The 16,234-nt window shown below is 68.8% G+C and carries 17 protein-coding genes and 2 tRNA genes; 6 read left to right on the top strand and 13 right to left on the bottom strand.

What is annotated here, in order from left to right; genetic code table 11:
* The 3 genes from OR37_RS19945 to OR37_RS19935 all read right to left on the bottom strand — a co-directional run.
* Nucleotides 1–726, bottom strand: a 726-nt coding sequence (locus tag OR37_RS19945) for an elongation factor Tu (RefSeq protein WP_004624586.1), incomplete at its 3' end; no start/stop codon positions are given.
* A 53-nt stretch (nt 727–779) separates the two neighbouring features.
* Nucleotides 780–853, bottom strand: a tRNA-Gly gene (locus OR37_RS19940).
* A gap of 76 nt (nt 854–929) precedes the next feature.
* Nucleotides 930–1,015 (bottom strand) — tRNA-Tyr (locus OR37_RS19935).
* A 174-nt stretch (nt 1,016–1,189) separates the two neighbouring features.
* Here OR37_RS19935 and rlmB point away from each other — a divergent pair.
* From rlmB to OR37_RS19920, 3 genes are all read left to right on the top strand, one after another.
* The gene (rlmB, locus tag OR37_RS19930; protein ID WP_004624584.1) at nt 1,190–2,026 is read left to right on the top strand and encodes a 23S rRNA (guanosine(2251)-2'-O)-methyltransferase RlmB; all 837 of its coding nucleotides are present in this window, start codon (nt 1,190–1,192) and stop codon (nt 2,024–2,026) included.
* A 109-nt stretch (nt 2,027–2,135) separates the two neighbouring features.
* Nucleotides 2,136–3,710, top strand: coding sequence for a stalk-specific protein StpX (gene stpX / locus OR37_RS19925; RefSeq protein WP_291842577.1), 1,575 nt, complete (start codon nt 2,136–2,138; stop codon nt 3,708–3,710).
* A gap of 118 nt (nt 3,711–3,828) precedes the next feature.
* Nucleotides 3,829–4,560 (top strand): TerC family protein, encoded by a 732-nt coding sequence (locus tag OR37_RS19920; RefSeq protein ID WP_004624580.1) that lies wholly within the window; start codon nt 3,829–3,831, stop codon nt 4,558–4,560.
* 14 nt (nt 4,561–4,574) lie between these two features.
* On the opposite strand, the gene OR37_RS19915 is transcribed toward OR37_RS19920, so the two are convergent.
* From OR37_RS19915 to OR37_RS19905, 3 genes are read right to left on the bottom strand one after another with little or no spacing between them, the layout of a single operon-like run.
* Nucleotides 4,575–5,000, bottom strand: coding sequence for a hypothetical protein (locus tag OR37_RS19915; protein ID WP_004624578.1), 426 nt, complete (start codon nt 4,998–5,000; stop codon nt 4,575–4,577).
* Nucleotides 4,997–6,007, bottom strand: a complete 1,011-nt coding sequence (locus tag OR37_RS19910; protein ID WP_004624575.1) for a phosphotransferase family protein — start codon at nt 6,005–6,007, stop codon at nt 4,997–4,999. The genes OR37_RS19915 and OR37_RS19910 overlap by 4 nt, the downstream gene beginning before the upstream one ends.
* On the bottom strand, nt 6,004–7,110 hold the full coding sequence (locus OR37_RS19905; RefSeq protein WP_004624573.1) for a hypothetical protein: 1,107 nt from the start codon (nt 7,108–7,110) through the stop codon (nt 6,004–6,006). The genes OR37_RS19910 and OR37_RS19905 overlap by 4 nt, the downstream gene beginning before the upstream one ends.
* Nucleotides 7,111–7,231: 121 nt before the next feature.
* Here OR37_RS19905 and OR37_RS19900 point away from each other — a divergent pair, with 121 nt between their 5' ends.
* Nucleotides 7,232–7,612 (top strand): DUF423 domain-containing protein, encoded by a 381-nt coding sequence (locus OR37_RS19900; protein ID WP_035017781.1) that lies wholly within the window; start codon nt 7,232–7,234, stop codon nt 7,610–7,612.
* Here the strand turns inward: OR37_RS19900 and OR37_RS19895 are convergent.
* Nucleotides 7,603–8,820: a multidrug effflux MFS transporter gene (locus OR37_RS19895; protein ID WP_004624570.1), complete on the bottom strand. Its 1,218-nt coding sequence runs from the start codon at nt 8,818–8,820 to the stop codon at nt 7,603–7,605. The two genes, OR37_RS19900 and OR37_RS19895, sit on opposite strands and share 10 nt — an antisense overlap.
* 115 nt (nt 8,821–8,935) lie before the next feature.
* Here OR37_RS19895 and OR37_RS19890 point away from each other — a divergent pair, with 115 nt between their 5' ends.
* On the top strand, nt 8,936–9,928 hold the full coding sequence (locus OR37_RS19890) for an alpha/beta fold hydrolase (RefSeq protein WP_004624568.1): 993 nt from the start codon (nt 8,936–8,938) through the stop codon (nt 9,926–9,928).
* On the opposite strand, the gene OR37_RS19885 is transcribed toward OR37_RS19890, so the two are convergent.
* Nucleotides 9,925–10,527, bottom strand: coding sequence for a class I SAM-dependent methyltransferase (locus OR37_RS19885; RefSeq protein WP_004624565.1), 603 nt, complete (start codon nt 10,525–10,527; stop codon nt 9,925–9,927). The two genes, OR37_RS19890 and OR37_RS19885, sit on opposite strands and share 4 nt — an antisense overlap.
* Before the next feature lie 2 nt (nt 10,528–10,529).
* Complete coding sequence (locus OR37_RS19880) at nt 10,530–10,790, bottom strand: hypothetical protein (protein WP_004624563.1); 261 nt, start codon at nt 10,788–10,790, stop codon at nt 10,530–10,532.
* 86 nt (nt 10,791–10,876) lie between these two features.
* On the opposite strand from OR37_RS19880, the gene pip reads away from it, so the two are divergent.
* A complete protein-coding gene (gene pip, locus OR37_RS19875; RefSeq protein WP_004624561.1) occupies nt 10,877–11,866 on the top strand; it encodes a prolyl aminopeptidase in 990 nt (329 codons plus the stop codon).
* Here the strand turns inward: pip and OR37_RS19870 are convergent.
* From OR37_RS19870 to OR37_RS19855, 4 genes are read right to left on the bottom strand one after another with little or no spacing between them, the layout of a single operon-like run.
* Nucleotides 11,863–12,411: a GNAT family N-acetyltransferase gene (locus OR37_RS19870; protein WP_004624559.1), complete on the bottom strand. Its 549-nt coding sequence runs from the start codon at nt 12,409–12,411 to the stop codon at nt 11,863–11,865. The genes pip and OR37_RS19870 overlap by 4 nt on opposite strands.
* On the bottom strand, nt 12,411–13,568 hold the full coding sequence (gene rodA / locus OR37_RS19865) for a rod shape-determining protein RodA (RefSeq protein WP_004624557.1): 1,158 nt from the start codon (nt 13,566–13,568) through the stop codon (nt 12,411–12,413). The genes OR37_RS19870 and rodA overlap by 1 nt, the downstream gene beginning before the upstream one ends.
* Nucleotides 13,565–15,565, bottom strand: a complete 2,001-nt coding sequence (gene mrdA / locus OR37_RS19860; protein ID WP_004624556.1) for a penicillin-binding protein 2 — start codon at nt 15,563–15,565, stop codon at nt 13,565–13,567. The genes rodA and mrdA overlap by 4 nt, the downstream gene beginning before the upstream one ends.
* 4 nt (nt 15,566–15,569) lie before the next feature.
* Nucleotides 15,570–16,085 (bottom strand): hypothetical protein, encoded by a 516-nt coding sequence (locus tag OR37_RS19855; protein WP_004624553.1) that lies wholly within the window; start codon nt 16,083–16,085, stop codon nt 15,570–15,572.
* Between the last annotated feature and the right edge of the window lie 149 nt (nt 16,086–16,234).

Genomic DNA, 16,234 nt, shown 5'->3' with positions numbered 1-16,234 from the left:
ACCGACCTTCACGATGCCGCGCTCGACGCGACCGGTGACCACGGTGCCGCGGCCCGAGATCGAGAACACGTCTTCGACCGGCATCAGGAACGGCAGGTCGACCGGACGTTCCGGCTGCGGGATGTACTCGTCGACCGAGGCCATCAGGGCCAGGATGGCGTCTTCGCCGATCTTGGCGTCGCGGCCTTCGACGGCGGCCAGGGCCGAACCCTTGGTGATCGGGATGTCATCGCCGGGGAACTGGTACGACGACAGCAGCTCGCGGACTTCCATTTCGACGAGCTCGAGCAGCTCTTCGTCGTCGACCATGTCGACCTTGTTCATGAACACGACCAGGGCGGGCACGCCGACCTGACGGGCCAGCAGGATGTGCTCGCGGGTCTGCGGCATCGGGCCGTCGGCGGCCGACACGACCAGGATCGCGCCGTCCATCTGGGCGGCGCCGGTGATCATGTTCTTCACGTAGTCGGCGTGGCCGGGGCAGTCGACGTGCGCGTAGTGACGGTTGGCCGTCTCGTACTCGACGTGAGCGGTGTTGATCGTGATGCCGCGGGCCTTTTCTTCCGGCGCGGCGTCGATGTCGGCGTAGTTCTTGGCGGTCGCGCCGCCCGACTTCGCCAGCGTGATCGTGATCGCGGCCGTCAGCGTGGTCTTGCCATGGTCAACGTGACCGATGGTGCCGATGTTGCAGTGCGGCTTAGTACGTTCGAACTTTTCCTTGGCCATCGTCTCTACCTTCGCGCCGGCGGCTGGGTTGTTGGGAATGAATCTCGGGGAGCTGGAGCGGGTAGCGGGAATCGAACCCGCATCCTCAGCTTGGAAGGCTGCTGCACTACCATTGTGCTATACCCGCCAAGCTGCGGGGTCGCGTCGGCTCCCGGTCTCTGGCTCTGGGCGCCCACACCTGCCTTCGGAACTCAACGCGCGCATGGTGGGGGAAGTAGGACTCGAACCTACGAAGGCTTACGCCAGGGGATTTACAGTCCCCCCCCTTTGCCACTCGGGACATTCCCCCAAGCACGCGATGGAGCTCCGAAGCCGGCGGCGTTTATCCGTTTCGAAGATCGACGGCAAGCCGCTGAACCTCGATGCGGAACAAAAGCTTCTTTGACCGGTGACGGACGATGCTAAGAGCAGCGCCGGCTGGCCCGAGAAGCCCTTGGGCCCCCAAATCGGAGCGCGTCTTATAGTGTCCTCTCATTCCGAACGCAACGACCGGAAACGACCTTCTGCACAAGGACGCGATTTTCGTTCCAAGCCCCGGAAACAGAACGACTTTTCTCGTGGTCAGGGCGACGCCAAGGACTGGATCTGGGGGACTCACGCCGTCGAGGCGGCGCTTTCGAACCCCCGCCGGCCGGCGCCGAAGCGCCTTCTGGCGACCCCCGATCGCGCCAAGCGACTCGCGCCGGACCTCAAGACCCTGCCGTGCCTGCAAGTGATGGAAGGCCAGGAGATCGCCAAGCATCTGCCGCAGGGCGCGGTGCACCAGGGCCTGGCGCTGCGTATCGACGAGCCCGAGCCGATGTCGATCGCCGAGATGGGGACGCCGGCCGAGGGCCTGCTGGTCATGCTGGACCAGATCACCGATCCGCAGAACATCGGCGCCATCCTGCGCTCGGCCGCCGCCTTCGGGGCCAAGGGGGTGATTCTGCAGGACCGCCATGCCCCCGCCCTCTCCGGCGTGCTGGCCAAGACCGCCGTCGGGGCGGTGGACAAGGTCGCGCACGCGCGCGTGGTCAATCTTTCGCGGGCCCTGGAGGAGCTGGCCGACCTGGGCTGGCGAGCCGTGGCCCTGGCCGGCGAGGCCGAGGACAGCCTCGAGGCGGTGCTCGACCAACAGCCCACCGTCCTCGTCCTGGGTTCGGAGGGCGAAGGCGTGCGCCGCCTGGTCGCCGAGCATTGCGACGCCCTGGGCAGAATCCCCATGCCCGGCGGTTTCGAGAGCCTGAACGTGTCGGCCGCCGCCGCGATCGCGCTCTACGAAGCCTCCAGAGTTCGCCTGAGGGATGAAATGGGTTCGTAAATCGGTCTTAACCGTTTTGATTTCGTCGCAAGCTCGTGCTTCTCTCGCGAACAGTGGTCCGCGAGCCATGGTTTCGCGGAGGAAATCTGACATGGGATCGGGGGACCCGATGTTTGGACGCAAAGTTCGCTTGGCCGCCTTGGCCGGCTCTTCCGTCGCCGCTTTTCTGCTCGTGGGGTGCAGCGCGGCCGACCAGAGCAAGGCGCCGTCGCCGCCGCCATCCAGCGACTATCACGCCGACCGGACCGCGCCGGAGCTGATGGGCGCGCCGCCGCCGCCCAACGCCAGCCAGGCTCCGGACGGTCTGCTGGGCGGGCCGCCGTCGGACGCCGCTCAGGCCCAAGCGCAGGCGCGCGCGGACGCGGTCAATCAACGCCCCCTGCCCCCGCCCTACAATTCGAATCTGAAGACCTGGCGCCGCGCGGACGGCTCTCTGGTGACGGCGATGAGCCCGATCGCCAATCCAAAGGGCTCGCGCCGCGTCGAGACGCATCCGCGCCGCCACGCCGCGCCGGACCACCGCGTCCAGGCCACCCTGCCGACCACGGCCGCGCCCGCCCCGCGTCCGGCGGTCGTCGCCCAAGCCAAGCCCGCGCCAGTCGCCAAGCCCGTCGCGCCCAAGACGGTGGCCCCCGCGCCGGCGCCGCTGAAGGCCGCCGTCCCGGCCGCGCCGGCGACGCCGCTGGTCAAGCCGCCGGTCGTGGCCACCGCCCAGCCCGAGGTGCCCGCCGCCGCCAAGCCGACCAGCAAGCTGGAGCAGCTGCAGGCCGCCGTCGCGCCGCAAGCCACCAGCGGCGCTGTCCTGGCGGCCGGTGAAAGCCTCTCCAAGGGACAGCCGGGCCAGGTGACCCTGTCGCTGCCGGCCACCCTGGGCGACCTGATCAAGTCGGAAGCCGCCAAGCTGGGCTTCGGCAAGGCCGCCAAGAAGACCAGCGCCTACGCCGAGCTCTCGGGCGAAGGCTACGAAGTCACCCCGAACGGTCGCCAGACGGCCGCCGTGAAGCCGGGCGAGCCGACCACCTTCGCCTGGGACGTCAAGCCGGGTCCCGACGCCAAGGGTCAGCTGAAGTCCCAGTTTGGCGTCGAGATGTCGGGCGCCAAGGACTCGCAAGGCTTCGCGCTGGGCGAGATCAGCAAGCGCGTCGCCGCCGCGCCCGAGCAGGTCAAGAAGGGCGTCGCCGCCCTCGACCTCGGGGCGCTGAACGGCGCGGTCACGCTGCCGGGCGTCGGTCCCGTCGCGATCAAGACCCTGCTGGGCGCGGGCCTGGTGCTTCTGGCCATGATCATCCTGGTCGCCGTCGCGCGCGGCAACGCCGAGGCTCGCCGCCGCGCCGAGCGTCAGCGCAAGTACCGCACCCTGACCGACTATGGCCGTAACGAGATGGAGTTCGAGCAACCCGCTCAAGCGCCGTCCGAAAGCCACGGTTCGCACGTCAATCCGTTCCTCGCGGCCGCCGGCGGCGCGGCGGTGGGCGCGGCGGCCGCGGCGGCCTTCTCCCACCATGACGACCATGGCCACGCGGCCGAGGATCACGGCCACGCGGCCGCCCCCGAAGCCCATCCCGAGCCTCACGCGTCGGCCGAGCCCGCCTACGTCAATCCGATGATCGCCGCCGCGACGCCGGACGCTCATGACGATCACGGCCACGACGCCCATGGTCGCGAGCTGGAGCCGACCCACTAAGGTCAGGCTCGCGCCCAGGAAATTGGAGGCCCCGGATCGACGGATCCGGGGCCTCTTGCTTTGGCGTCATATCCATTGCGGCCTTGCATCCCCATCCGCGCCGCCGCATTGAGAAGGCATGTTCGACGCTCTGAGCGCCCACCTGGGCGGCCTGCAAGGCCCGCTGACGGCCCTACTGCAAGTCCTACTGATCGACCTCGTCCTGGCCGGCGACAACGCCGTGGCCGTGGGCTTGGCCGCCGGCGGCCTGGATCCCAAGCAACGCCGGAAGGTCATCCTCTACGGCCTGGGCGCGGCGGTCGTGCTGCGCATCACCTTCGCCCTGATCACCACCTGGCTGCTGGGCGTGATCGGCCTGCTTTTGGCCGGCGGTTTCCTACTGCTGTGGGTCTGCTGGAAGATGTGGCGCGAGCTGCGCGAGCAAGGCCGCCAGGAAAGCGCCGAGGGCGCCGCCGCGCTGGACGGGGCCGAGGTTCCGGTCCGCCAGCCGAAGACCTTCAAGGCCGCTTTCCTGCAGGTGCTGATCGCCGACGTCTCCATGTCGCTGGACAACGTGCTGGCCGTGGCCGGCGCCGCGCGCGAGCACCCGGCGATCCTGATCTTCGGCCTTCTGCTGTCGATCGCCCTGATGGGCCTGGCGGCCAACGCCATCGCCAAGATACTGCACAAGCACCGCTGGATCGGCTTCGTCGGCCTGGCGATCGTGCTCTATGTCGCCCTGCACATGATCTGGCAGGGCCACCGCAGCGTGGTCATGGACCTGCACGAGACCGCCGCCTACAACGCCGCCGCCCCGGCGCCGCTGGACATCAAGCCCGACGAGATCGCCCAGCACCAGAAGCGCCGGTAGCGCCGAGCCCCGTCTCAGCGCCCCGGCAAGGGCGGCATGTCCAGCCGACGCCATTCGGCCATCCGCGCGTAGAGGCGCAGGATCGCGTGATGGCGCGCCGTGTCGCCCCGCGTCTCCACCGCCTCGTGCAGACCGATCAGCGCCGCGCGCAGCGCCGCGTTGACCCGGTCCAGGGCCGAGATCGAGAAATCATCCGTCGACGGAAGACTTGCCAGATCCAGCCCGTGGTCGTCGGCCGCCTCGGCCAGGATCTCGCGGATGGCCGCGTTCTCAGCCAGGCGGGCGGCGACGCCGCGCTCGGCCTCCTGCGCCGCCAGCAGCGACAGCAACGCGACCACGGCCACCTTGCCGGCCATGAAGTCTCCCTGCTGCTCGGGCGGCGGCGGGTCCATCATGCACAGGAAGTTGCCGACCAGGATATCGGGCAGGCTGGGCGTCATGACAGGCCCTCCAGACGCATCAGGGCGGCGGCCAGGATCTGGTCGTGGCGGCGGGCGGTGTACCAGCCGGAAATCGCCAGAACAGGGTCCTTGAACCCGCCGTCGCGATATTCCTTGGCCGCCGAGGTCCAGATGGTCTGGCCCTTCACGGCGTTGAACAGCGACCACCAGGCCAGCGCGGCCTCGTCGATCTCGAGGCCGCTGGTCCGTCGCCAGATCGCCAGAGCCTCGTCGCGGGGCAACATGCCGCCGGCCTTGTCGGCCTCGAAGTGCGACCACAGCGGATCCAGGGCCCAGCCCAGATCTTCCAGGGGATCGCCCAGATGGACCATCTCCCAATCGAGCACGGCCAGGATCTTGCCCGCGCCGTCGTGCAGGAAGTTGCCGGTGCGATAGTCCCCGTGAACGACGCGGATCGCCTGAGCCGGCGGCGGCGGCCGGCGGCGCAGCGCCCGGATGGCGGCGCGGACGATCGGCTGCGGATGCTGCTCGTCCGCGTCCATGATGCCGGACCAATGGTCCAGCGCCACCCGCCAGCAGTCCTCGGGCGCCGGCGCCGGCGCGACCTTGGCCAGCGGCAGGTCGGTCGGGTCGGTCGCGGCGATGGTTCCCAGGATCTCGAAGAACCGTTGTCCGATCTCGCGCGCGTGGTCGCCATACGGCCCCACCGTGAACGGCGAAGCCGCCACGCCGCCCTCGACCCGCTCCATGATGAAGAACGGCCGCTCCAGCTCGCCGCCCTCGACGTCCATCGCCACCGGACGCGGCGCGGGCAGCTTGTCGTGGAAGCTCTCCAGCGCCAGATATTCGAGGTTTCTGTCGGTCTCGATCAGACTGCCGGGCGGATCACGGCGCAGGATCAACGGCCGAGTCTGGCCATCGATGCGCGCCACGAAGCGGTAGGTCTCGCGGCTGGCCCCGCCCGGAATCCGCGACAGGTCCTCGACCGTGGTCGGCTGACCCCAGACGCGGGTGAGATACGCCTCGAGGCGCTCGCCCAGGCTCATGGCGCCATGTCCAGGATCGCGGCGAAGCCCGACGGGGCGTGCGGACCAATGGCCAGCTGTTCGAAAACGCCCCTGCCCTTGCGTTCGCGGCCGGCGTTATCGATATAGGTCACGTCGCTGATCGCCTGCACGTGCAATAGGTGCGGCATCCCGCGATCCAGGTCGGCGTTGACGAAATCCTCGCGCTCGACCTTCAGCGCGCCCTGGTTGCAGCCGTGACCCCAGACCGGGTGGCCATAGCCCAGACCCAGCATGAAGAACTCGGGCCCGGGCGCGATGGTGACCGTCCCGTCGGCGCCGAGATCGAGGGTGGCGCTGGCGGCGTGGCGCGTGCCGCTCTTCCAGCGGATGGCGCAGGCGGCCTCGGCGAAGCCGCCGAAATCGTCCTCGCGCGCGCCGTCGGCCAGCCACAGCGAACGGCGGTTCCAGGGGCGTCCCAGCTCGTCGTCATTGGTGTGGAAGAACAGGCTGCCGTCCGCGAAATTGCACGGCGCCCACAGCCAGAAGAACTGCGGCGCCGCGGGCGGGGCCAGGTCCTGAGGATCGCGCATCCCGACCGGCCGAACGCCCCACGAGCGGTCGCGGGTGCCGACGAATCCGTCGACCACGGTCCGCGCGCCGTCGATCTCGATCCAGCCGCCATAGCGGCCGTTCTGGGTCAGACGGGTATAGTCCATGAAGGTGCGCGGGCCGTTGCGGCGCACGAAGCGCGGCTCCTCGATCGGGAACGAGCGTCCCTCGAAGACGATCTCGGCGGCGATCCCTTGCTCGGGCGCGGCGACCACCAGCTTCAGCCGGTGAAGCGGCTCCAGCACCTCGATGCGGATCGGCCCGACGCTCAGGTCCATCCGCTCCATGTTCAGCCAGCGGCTGGCGTGGAGGTTGACCTGCCGTCCGCCCTTCATCACGCAAAAGGCCGCGTCGGCGATGTTGAGATGCGGATAGACCCCGAAGGCGGCCGCGAAGAACAGGTCCTCGCCCTCGCCGGTCGGCGCGTAACCGTTGAAGAAATAGCGGTCGTAGAAGTTCCGATCCGTCCCGGCGTAGGCCACGGGCTCGGGCGTCTGATGGATCGGGTAGTCGTCGCCCCTGGTGAGCGCCATGCCGTCCTCCCCTGGCTCGCGCGGACCCTCTGATGCTTACGGGAGCGGGGTCGCTTTACGTCCAGACGTTCGACGTTAAGGTCGCGCCGAACGATTGCAATGGTGACGGGGCGTAAAGCCGATGGCGGTATGGACTCCCAGGACCTGGACAGGCCTGGCGGCGGTGAGCGGCCTGCTGGCCGTCGGCTTCGGCGCCTTCGCCGCGCACGGGATCAGCGCGCCCAAACCGGTCGAGTGGCTGCACACCGGTTCGCAGTATCAGATGGCCCACGCCCTGGCCGTGTTCGCCGCCTTCGGCCTGCACCGGGCGGGCGCCAAGGACATGGGCAAGGTCGCCGCTTTCTTCCTGATCGGAACGCTGCTGTTCTGTGGCTCGCTGTACGCCATGGCGCTGGGCGCGCCGCGCGCGCTGGGGGCGATCACCCCGGTCGGCGGCGTGTCGTTCCTGGTCGGCTGGGCGCTGATGGCCGCGCGCGGCTTTAGCCTGCCCGATCAGGCCTGAAGCTTGCGCGCGCCCGGCAGGGCCAGCAGGAAAATCGCCAGGGCCGAGCCGACCAGGCAGGCGAACATGACGCCCGCCGTCGGGCGCGGCGTGCCGTCATGCAGCAGCCCTCCGGCCCACGAGGCGATCGCCCCCGCGCCGAACGAGGCCGAGCCCATCAGGGCCGAGGTCGAGCCGGCGCGCTGGGGATCGACGCTCAACGCCCCCGCCATGGTGTTGCCGCCCATCAGACCGTAGATCGACAGCGCCGCGAACAGCAGCGGAAGCACGGTCCACTGTCCGCCCCAGCCGGTCCAGGCGGCCAGGCTGAGCAGGAAGGCCGCGACGATCGAGCCGACGCTGGCCCGCGCCAGTACCTGGTCGGGCGTGGCCCGGCGCAGCAGCAGGCGGTTGACCTGGCTGGCGCCGATGATGCCCACGGCGTTGAAGGCGAACAGCAGGTTGAAGACCAGCGCGGAATGGCCGTAGGTCCCCATGATCAGGTCCGGCGCGCCAGAGATGTAGGTGAACAGGGTCGCGCCGTTCAGCGCCCCGGCCAGGGCGTAGCCGACCAGCCGGCGCATCCGCAGCAGCGCGCCAAAGGCCCTCAGCGGATTCTCCGACCGCGCCAGGGACAGGGTCTCGGCCGAGCGCGACTCGCCCAGCGCGATCAGCACCCAGACGCCGATGACGACACCGAAGGCGGCCTGAACGCCGAACACCGCGCGCCAGCCGGCCGCCAATTGGACCAGTCCGCCGAACTGCGGCGCCAGCACCGGGGCCAGACCCATGATCAAGGTCATCAGCGACAGCACCCGGGCGGTGTCGGCATGGCCGAAGCGGTCGCGGACCACCGCCCGCGCCACCACGGCCCCGGCGCATCCGCCCAGGGCCTGCACGAACCGCGCGGCGATCAGCATGTGGATATTCGTGGCCAGAGCGCAGACCAGCGAGGCGGCCAGATAGATGGCGATCCCGGCCAACAGCGGCGGCCGACGCCCCAGACGGTCCGACGCCGGGCCATAGACGAACTGGCCGATGGCCATGCCGGCGAAGAACGCCGCCAGGGTCGCCTGGGTCTGGTCGGGCCGCGCGGCGAGCGAGCGGCCGATGGCCGGCAGGCTGGACAGGTACATGTCGATCGACATCGGCGCGAAGGCCGTCAGCGCGCCCAGAAGCAGAACGAGTCGCCACGGGATCGCGGCGGCGGGCGGGCGGCTGTCGGTCATGACCGTGCTTTTACGCCCGTTTGCCCCAGCGGAAAGATCAAATGCCGCTTGCCGGACGGTTTGCCGCGATCCACGGTGATCGCCAATCACATAGCCGCCAGGGAGGGCAACGCCCATGACCGTCACGCATCCGCAGGCTCCGCCCCTGCCGGCGCCGAAGTTCGCGGACGTCAACGGCGTTCGCCTGGGCTATTACGAGGCCGGTCCGCGGCGGGGCGTCCCGATCGTCTTCTGCCACGGCTTTCCCGAACTGGCGTTCTCATGGCGCTACCAGATCGCCGCCCTCGCCGACGCCGGCCGCTGGGTGATCGCGCCCGACCAACGCGGCTATGGCCTGACCCCGGGTCCCGAGGCCGTCGAGGCCTATGACATGGAGCATCTGACCGGCGACCTCGTCGGCCTGCTGGACCACCTGGACGTCGACAAGGCGATCTTCGTCGGCCACGACTGGGGCGGCATCGTCGTCTGGCAGATGCCGCTGCTGCACCCCGACCGCGTGGCCGGCGTCATCGGCCTCAACACCCCCTTCACGCCGCGCCTGCCGCTGGATCCGATCGAGATGTTCCGCAACGCCTATGGCGAGGACATGTACATTGTCCACTTCCAGAAGCCCGGCGTGGCCGACGCCCAGTTGAGCGCGGACGTTGAGAAGACCATCCGCTTCTTCATGCGCTTGCCGATCGCCACGGTGGCCGACTTCGAGGCGCGACCGCCAGAGTTTCGCAGCCTGGCCCTGCAGGAGGGTCTGGCGCGCTACGACGCGACCGGCGACACGCACCAGCTGCTGACGCCCGAGGAGCTGAAGGTCTTCGTCGACGCCTTCGAACGCACCGGCTTCACCGGCGGGATCAACTGGTACCGCAACTTCACCCGCAACTGGGAAAAGGCCGAGGCCCTGCCGCGACGCATCGACGGCATCCCTTGCCTCATGATCATGGCCGAGCACGACGTGGTGCTGCCGCCGTCGATGGCCGACCGCATGGGCGACCAGATCGACGACCTGGAAAAGGTGCTGATCGAGGGCAGCGGCCACTGGACCCAGCAGGAAAAGCCCGACGAGGTCAACGCGGCGCTCCTGTCGTGGCTGAACCGGCGGTTTCCGCTTTAGCGGTCCTCGCGTCGCGCCAACCAGATATTGGCGCCGCCGCAAGTCGGATCGCCGACGACATGATCGAGCACCACGAAGCCATGTTCGGCGAGCAAGGCCGCATAGGCCCCGGTGTCCAGGCTGGCGTGATAGAGCGCCTCGCCGCGCCACTGGCCGATCGTCACGCCATGCGTCGTCCCGCTGGTGAACATCAGAGGCGCCCCAGCCGCCAGATGTCGGGCCAGAACCGGGATCAGCGCGATCTGATCGTCGGGCGGTAGGTGGAAAAGGCTGTGCCAAGCCACCGCCGCGCCAAAACGCCGCCCGAGCTCCAGTTCGCGCATGTCAGCGACGATCCACGTCTGATCGGGAAAGCGCTCGCGGCACAAGGCGATCAAGGCGGGTGAAGCGTCCACGCCGGTGACGGCGCGGCCGGCGGCGATCAGGTCGGCCGCGATCGGCTCGCCCGAACCGCAGCCCAGATCCAGAACGTCGGCGTTGGGAGCGGTCGCGTTGACAAAGCGCTGAATCCACCGCCGTTCGCCCTTGGGGCGAGCGTGTCTGCGATCTTGGTCCCACGCCGCCGCATTCCGCTCGTAGAGCTCGGAGGGCGTCTTCATGGCTAGTTCCGCGCGGCTAGCATCAGCTCGGCCCGCCGGCGCATGGCGGCCGCCAGTTGCAGCATGGCCAGGGCCGAGGTTTCGTCGCGCTCGGCGGCGCGCATACCGTAGACATTGGCCATGGCCAGGAGCGCCTCGGCCTTGTCGACGCCCTCGGCGCCGAACATGTCGCCGATCTGGCGGTCCAGCTCGGCCAGCTGCGCGGGCTTCAGCATCGCGAGCAGTTCTTCGTCGGAATAGTCTTCGGGCGCGGGCTGACTCATGGATGCATCATACAGACGCCGAGGAAAGGCGCGAAGCCGCTGGATGATCCGTTCACAGCAACGTCCGAAACGCGCTAGATTAAGACATGGATCGCAACGCTTCCGCCGCCGTCATGTCGTCCCTCGGCCGTCGTGGACTGTTCCGCGAGGTCGAGCCCTTCTCGTTCGGCTGGATGGCCACCGGCGGCCCGCACGAGATCTATTACGAGGAATGCGGCAACCCGCGCGGCAAACCCTGTGTGATCCTGCACGGCGGCCCGGGCGGCGCGGTCAACCCGACCATGAGGCGGTTCTTCGACCCGGCCAAGTGGCGCATGGCCCTGTTCGACCAGCGCGGCTGCGGCCGCTCGCGCCCGAACGCCAGCCTGGACGACAACACCACCTGGAGCCTGATCGAGGACATCGAGCGCCTGCGCGTTCATCTGGGCGTCGAGAAATGGACGGTGTTCGGCGGATCGTGGGGCTCGACCCTGGCCCTGGCCTACGCCATCACCCATCCCGACCGCGTCGACGGCCTGATCCTGCGCGGCGTCTTCCTGCTGACCGAGCGCGAGCTGCGCTGGTTCTACCAGGACGGCGCCTCGATGCTGTTTCCCGACGCCTGGGAGCGGTTCCTGGCCCCGATCCCGGAGGACGAGCGCGGCGACCTGATGGCGGCCTATCACCGCCGCCTGGTGGCCCCCGACCGCCGCGTCCAGCTTGAAGCCGCCGCCGCCTGGAGCCAGTGGGAGGGCGACACCATCTCGCTGCGCGGTCCAGAAGCGCGCCCGCCGAAGTTCAACGAAGAGGACTTCGCCATCGCCTTCGCGCGGATCGAGTGTCACTTCTTCACGAACAGGGGCTTCTTCGACGAGGACGGCTGGATCCTGAAGAACATCGACCGCATCCGGCACATCCCCGGCTGGATCGTTCAGGGCCGCTTCGACGTCGTGACGCCGCTGGACAGCGCCTGGAGGCTGCACAGGGCCTGGCCCGAAGCGCGCTTCGACATCGTCTGGGACGCCGGCCACGCCTCGACCGAGCCCGGCGTCATCGACGGCCTGGTGCGGGCGACCGAGGCGGCGCTAGTCAGCTAGGTCGGGCGCTCGATCTCGTACCAACAGCCGGGCTCCCAAGCTTCGCGCGCTGTGGAGTAAACCGGACGCTCCTCGACGAACCTCATGCCCAGTCGGGTCAGAATGGTTCGCGACGCGGTGTTGTCGGGATGGACCTGCGCCTCGATTACCTGGGCCGGCAGCAGCGACCACATCGCCGCGAGACCAGCGATCGCGGCCTCGGTCATGTAGCCCCGTCTTTGAGCGGCCTCGGCGAGGTGGTAGCCGATCTCGACACGCTCGCGCTGTTCCTGGGCGCCGCCGCCAAAGCCTCCGATGACGACACCGTCCGCTAGACGCTCGATCGCGTAGCTGACGTGCCAACCCTGACGCACGCCCGCGCGCGCCTCGGCAATGCGTTTGGCGGCAAGATCGATGGACGTCGGATCAGGCCAGGAGCTCAGCCAGCGGGTGACCGCCGAGGTCAGGTTCGTCGATAAAGCCAAGGCGTCTTGCGATCGCCAACAGCGGAGCCGCAGGCGGGACGTCACGAGGACGGGCAGCAGCTCCGCCCCGTCCTCGTCCATCAGACCAGCGACCCCGTGCCGCTGGTCACTTCGGTGTAGCGATGCACGCGGACGGCCTGGACCAGGCCAAAGCCCACCATGACCGTCAACATGACCGTGCCGCCGTAGGACAGCATCGGCATCGGCACGCCCACCACCGGGGCCAGGCCCATCACCATGGCGCCGTTGATCAGCACATAGAGGGCGAAGGTCGCGGTCACGCCGGCCGCCGAGAGGCGTCCAAAGTGGCTGTGGCTGATCGAGGCGATGCGCAGGGCCATGAAGATGATGGCCCCGTACAGGAACAGCACGCCAAAGCAGCCCACGAAACCGAACTCCTCGGCCAGGGTGGCGAAGATGAAGTCGGTCTGCTTTTCGGGCAGGAAGTTTAGCTGGCTCTGCGACCCCAGGCCAAAGCCCTTGCCCAGAAGACCGCCCGAGCCCAGGGCGATCTTGGACTGCAGGATGTGATAGCCGTCGCCCGAGGGGTCCTGCTCTGGATGCAGGAAGGTCAGGATCCGGTTTCGCTGATAGTCGTGCAGCACGAACATCACGAACGGCGGGATCGCGACCGCGGCGCCGACCACGCCGGCGGCGATCAGCCGCCAGTCCAGGCCGGCCAGCATCATGATTGCGAACCCGGTCGCGCCCAGCAAAATCGCGGTGCCCAGATCCGGTTGCTTGGCGACGAGCAGGAAGGGAACGCCGATCATCGCCGCGGGGATCAGCAGCATCCAGGACAGGCGCGCGCGATCGGCGCTGAGCCCGTGATAGAAGCGCGCCAGGGCCAGGACGAGACCGATCTTCATCACCTCGGACGGCTGGAAGCGAATGGGCCCCAGTTGCAGCCAGCGCTGCGCGCCCAAGGCGGTATGGCCGAAGACATCCACGGCGACGAGCAGGATCACCCCGACGACATAGACGGGATAGGCCGACCAGAACCACCAGCGCAGGTCGCACATGGCCAGGGCGATCATGATGATGAAATAGAGCCCGAAGCGCAGCAGGTGCTTGTCGGCCCAGGGTTCCCACGACGCCCCGGCGATCGAGAACAGCATCAAACCGCCGACGCCGGCGATCATCGCCAGCACCAGGCAGAAGGTCCAGTCGACCTCCATGAACTTGATGATCGGCCGGTCGCGTTCGCCGGGCCGGGTCAGGCCGCCGCTCAAGGTCATTGCGGGACTCCAGGAGGCGGCGGGGGAAGGTCCGGACCGTCCGTCGGGGCGTCCGGCGCCGCGCCGTCGGTGGACAGGTCGCTCTCGTTCATCGTCGGCATCGGCATCGGCTTTTCGATGCGAGCGCGGATCTCGGGATCCTTCAGCAGGGCCACCCGCATGACCTCCCGCGCGCGCGGCGCGGCGGCGCTGGAGCCGAACAGGCCGCCGTGCTCGACCAGCACCGACATGGCGTAGCGCGGATTGTCATAGGGCGCGAAGGCGATGAACAGGTTGTGGTCCTTCAGCCGCCAGGGCACGCCCTGGTTGCTGCGCGAGCCGGTCTGGGAATACTGCCGGACCTGCGCCGTGCCGGTCTTGCCGGCCATCAGCACGTCGCCCAACCCCAGCTGGCTCTGCTTGTAGGCGCCGCCGGTGGGGTCGTTGGCCACGGCCGCCATGCCGGCCCGCACGATCTCGAGATGTTCCGACGGGAACGGCAGGTCGCCGACCGCGTCGCCGTGCGGCTGGTCCACGCCGCCGATCGACTTGATCAGACGCGGGTTCAGCGCCCGCTTGCCATTCGCTAACCGCGCGCACATCACCGCCAGCTGCAACGCGTTGACGTTGATATAGCCCTGGCCGATCCCGTAGGGCACCGAGTCCCCCGGATGCCAGACCGGATCGCGCTTGAAGGTCTGCTTCTTCCACTCGCGCGAGCCGACCAGCCCCTTGCGCTGCCCCGGAATGCCGATGTCGAAGGTCTGGCCGAAGCCCAGGGCGGTGGCTGTCGTGTGGATCGGGTCGGGCCCGATCCGCAGCGCCATCTGGTAGAAATAGACGTCGCAGGAGTTCTTGATGGCGTCGTGCATGTTCTGCACGCCGTGGCCGCCCTTCTTGTGGCAGTGCCAGACCCGCCCGCCGAAGCTCCAACCGCCGGTGCAAACCACGTGCTCCGCCGGATTGACCCCGGCGCTCAGCGCCGCCAGCGCCACCGTGGGCTTGAAGGTCGAGCCCGGCGGATAGACGCCGGTCATGGTCTTGTCCAGCAGCGGCTTGCGCTCGTACTCGGCCAGGGCCTTGTATTCGGCGCCCGACAGCCCCTTGACCAGGCGGTTGGCGTCGAAGCTCGGCGCCGAGGCCATGCACAGCACGTCGCCCGTGCGGCAATCGATCATCACGATCGCGCCGCTCTCCTCGTCCATCACCTCGAGGGCGCGGTTCTGGATGTCGGCGTCCAGGGTGAGGTGGATTTCCTTGCCCGGGGTCGGCGGGATGTCGCCGGCGGGATCCAGCCGCACCACGCGCCCCTGGGCGTCGACCTCGGTCTTGGTGGCGCCGGCCTTGCCGCGCAGCTGCCGGTCGAAGGCCTTCTCGACGCCCTGCTTGCCGATCCGGAAGCCCGGATGGTGCAGCAGTTCCTGGTCCTGGGTGCTGTCGCTCTCGGCCGCCTCCAGGTCCTTGTCGGACACCTTGGCCACATAGCCGATCACGTGGGCGAAAGCCCCGCCGAACGGATAGACCCGCACCTCGCCCATGTCGGCGGTGACATTCGGCAGCTCCGGCGCGCGGATATTGATGCGCGAGAACTCCTCCCAGGAGAGGTCCTCCATCACCACCACCGGCGCCTTCTTGGGCGCGCGGTCCAGTTCCTTCAGCACGCGAGCGCGGCGCGTTCCGTCGATCGGGACCAGCTTGGCCAGGTCGTCCATGACGGCCTCGGCGTCCAGGTCCTTGTCCTTGTTGATGATCAGCCGGAAGTTGGGGCGGTTCGACGCCAGCGACACGCCGTTGCGGTCGAGGATCAGGCCGCGCGGCGGCGGCACCAGGCGGTAGTTGAACTGGTTGCCGGCCGAGAGCTTCTGGTAGCGCTGGGCCTCGACCAGTTGCAGCTGGGCCAGGCGCCCGCCCAGGGCCAAGAGTCCCAGGCCCGTGAAGCCGCCCAGCAGGAACGCGCGACGGTGGAAGACGCCCTGACGCTCGTTGACCTCGAAAAAGAAGATTGAGGGTTCGCTCATGGCCTCACCGGAACCGCACGTCGGCGTCCTCGAAGCGATCGACCAGGCGGTGGGCGAACGGGAACAGCAGCGCGGTGACCAGGAACTGCCAGAACACCGCCAAGAGGCTGGGCATGGCCAGGCTGTCCAGCATCGTGAACAGGAAGGCCGCCACCATGGCCACCGCGGTGACGCCGGCGAACCAGGCCCACATCATCGGACGGCTCTGACCGGTCATGGCGTTGCGGAGGATCAGCACGGTCGCGTAGGCGACCAGCAGCGACAGGCCCCATAGGCCGGTGGGTCCGCCCCAGAAGATGTCCAGGAACAGGCCCAGCGCCAGCAGCGCGAACGGCGCCAGGATCGAGGGCCGGATTATCGCCCAGGCGAAGGCCGGGACGATGGCGAAGACCGGCTCGGGCAGCTGCAAGCCCCAGATGCGGATCGGCGCGGCGAAGATGATCGTCGCTGCCATGCACAGCAGCATCGGCACGCCCAACCAGCGGGCGGGGTTGAGAGGCCGCGCGCCGCCGAGGCTCATCGCGGCGCTCCCGGCGGCGGAGGCGCGGTGGTCGCGGACTTGGAGGCCGGCTTGGTCGCGGCGGTCGTCGCGGGCTTGGCGGCGGCGGGCTTGGCGGCCGCCCCGGACGGCGGGGCCGCTGCTGCGGTCGGCGAGGTCAGTCTACTCGT

Source organism: Caulobacter vibrioides OR37 (assembly GCF_000372645.1).
Lineage (GTDB): Bacteria > Pseudomonadota > Alphaproteobacteria > Caulobacterales > Caulobacteraceae > Caulobacter > Caulobacter vibrioides_E.
Note: the sequence above shows the minus strand (reverse complement) of the source record. Positions and strands in the feature narration are given on the sequence as shown.

What these genes read in the sequence shown, in the direction of transcription:
- stpX (WP_291842577.1), top strand. Translation starts at nt 2,136, where the DNA reads ATGTTTGGACGCAAAGTTCGCTTGGCCGCCTTGGCCGGCTCTTCCGTC.
- OR37_RS19920 (WP_004624580.1), top strand. Translation starts at nt 3,829, where the DNA reads ATGTTCGACGCTCTGAGCGCCCACCTGGGCGGCCTGCAAGGCCCGCTG.
- OR37_RS19915 (WP_004624578.1), bottom strand. Translation starts at nt 5,000, where the DNA reads ATGACGCCCAGCCTGCCCGATATCCTGGTCGGCAACTTCCTGTGCATG.
- OR37_RS19910 (WP_004624575.1), bottom strand. Translation starts at nt 6,007, where the DNA reads ATGAGCCTGGGCGAGCGCCTCGAGGCGTATCTCACCCGCGTCTGGGGT.
- OR37_RS19905 (WP_004624573.1), bottom strand. Translation starts at nt 7,110, where the DNA reads ATGGCGCTCACCAGGGGCGACGACTACCCGATCCATCAGACGCCCGAG.
- OR37_RS19900 (WP_035017781.1), top strand. Translation starts at nt 7,232, where the DNA reads ATGGCGGTATGGACTCCCAGGACCTGGACAGGCCTGGCGGCGGTGAGC.
- OR37_RS19895 (WP_004624570.1), bottom strand. Translation starts at nt 8,820, where the DNA reads ATGACCGACAGCCGCCCGCCCGCCGCCGCGATCCCGTGGCGACTCGTT.
- OR37_RS19890 (WP_004624568.1), top strand. Translation starts at nt 8,936, where the DNA reads ATGACCGTCACGCATCCGCAGGCTCCGCCCCTGCCGGCGCCGAAGTTC.
- OR37_RS19885 (WP_004624565.1), bottom strand. Translation starts at nt 10,527, where the DNA reads ATGAAGACGCCCTCCGAGCTCTACGAGCGGAATGCGGCGGCGTGGGAC.
- OR37_RS19880 (WP_004624563.1), bottom strand. Translation starts at nt 10,790, where the DNA reads ATGAGTCAGCCCGCGCCCGAAGACTATTCCGACGAAGAACTGCTCGCG.
- pip (WP_004624561.1), top strand. Translation starts at nt 10,877, where the DNA reads ATGGATCGCAACGCTTCCGCCGCCGTCATGTCGTCCCTCGGCCGTCGT.
- OR37_RS19870 (WP_004624559.1), bottom strand. Translation starts at nt 12,411, where the DNA reads ATGGACGAGGACGGGGCGGAGCTGCTGCCCGTCCTCGTGACGTCCCGC.
- rodA (WP_004624557.1), bottom strand. Translation starts at nt 13,568, where the DNA reads ATGACCTTGAGCGGCGGCCTGACCCGGCCCGGCGAACGCGACCGGCCG.
- mrdA (WP_004624556.1), bottom strand. Translation starts at nt 15,565, where the DNA reads ATGAGCGAACCCTCAATCTTCTTTTTCGAGGTCAACGAGCGTCAGGGC.
- OR37_RS19855 (WP_004624553.1), bottom strand. Translation starts at nt 16,085, where the DNA reads ATGAGCCTCGGCGGCGCGCGGCCTCTCAACCCCGCCCGCTGGTTGGGC.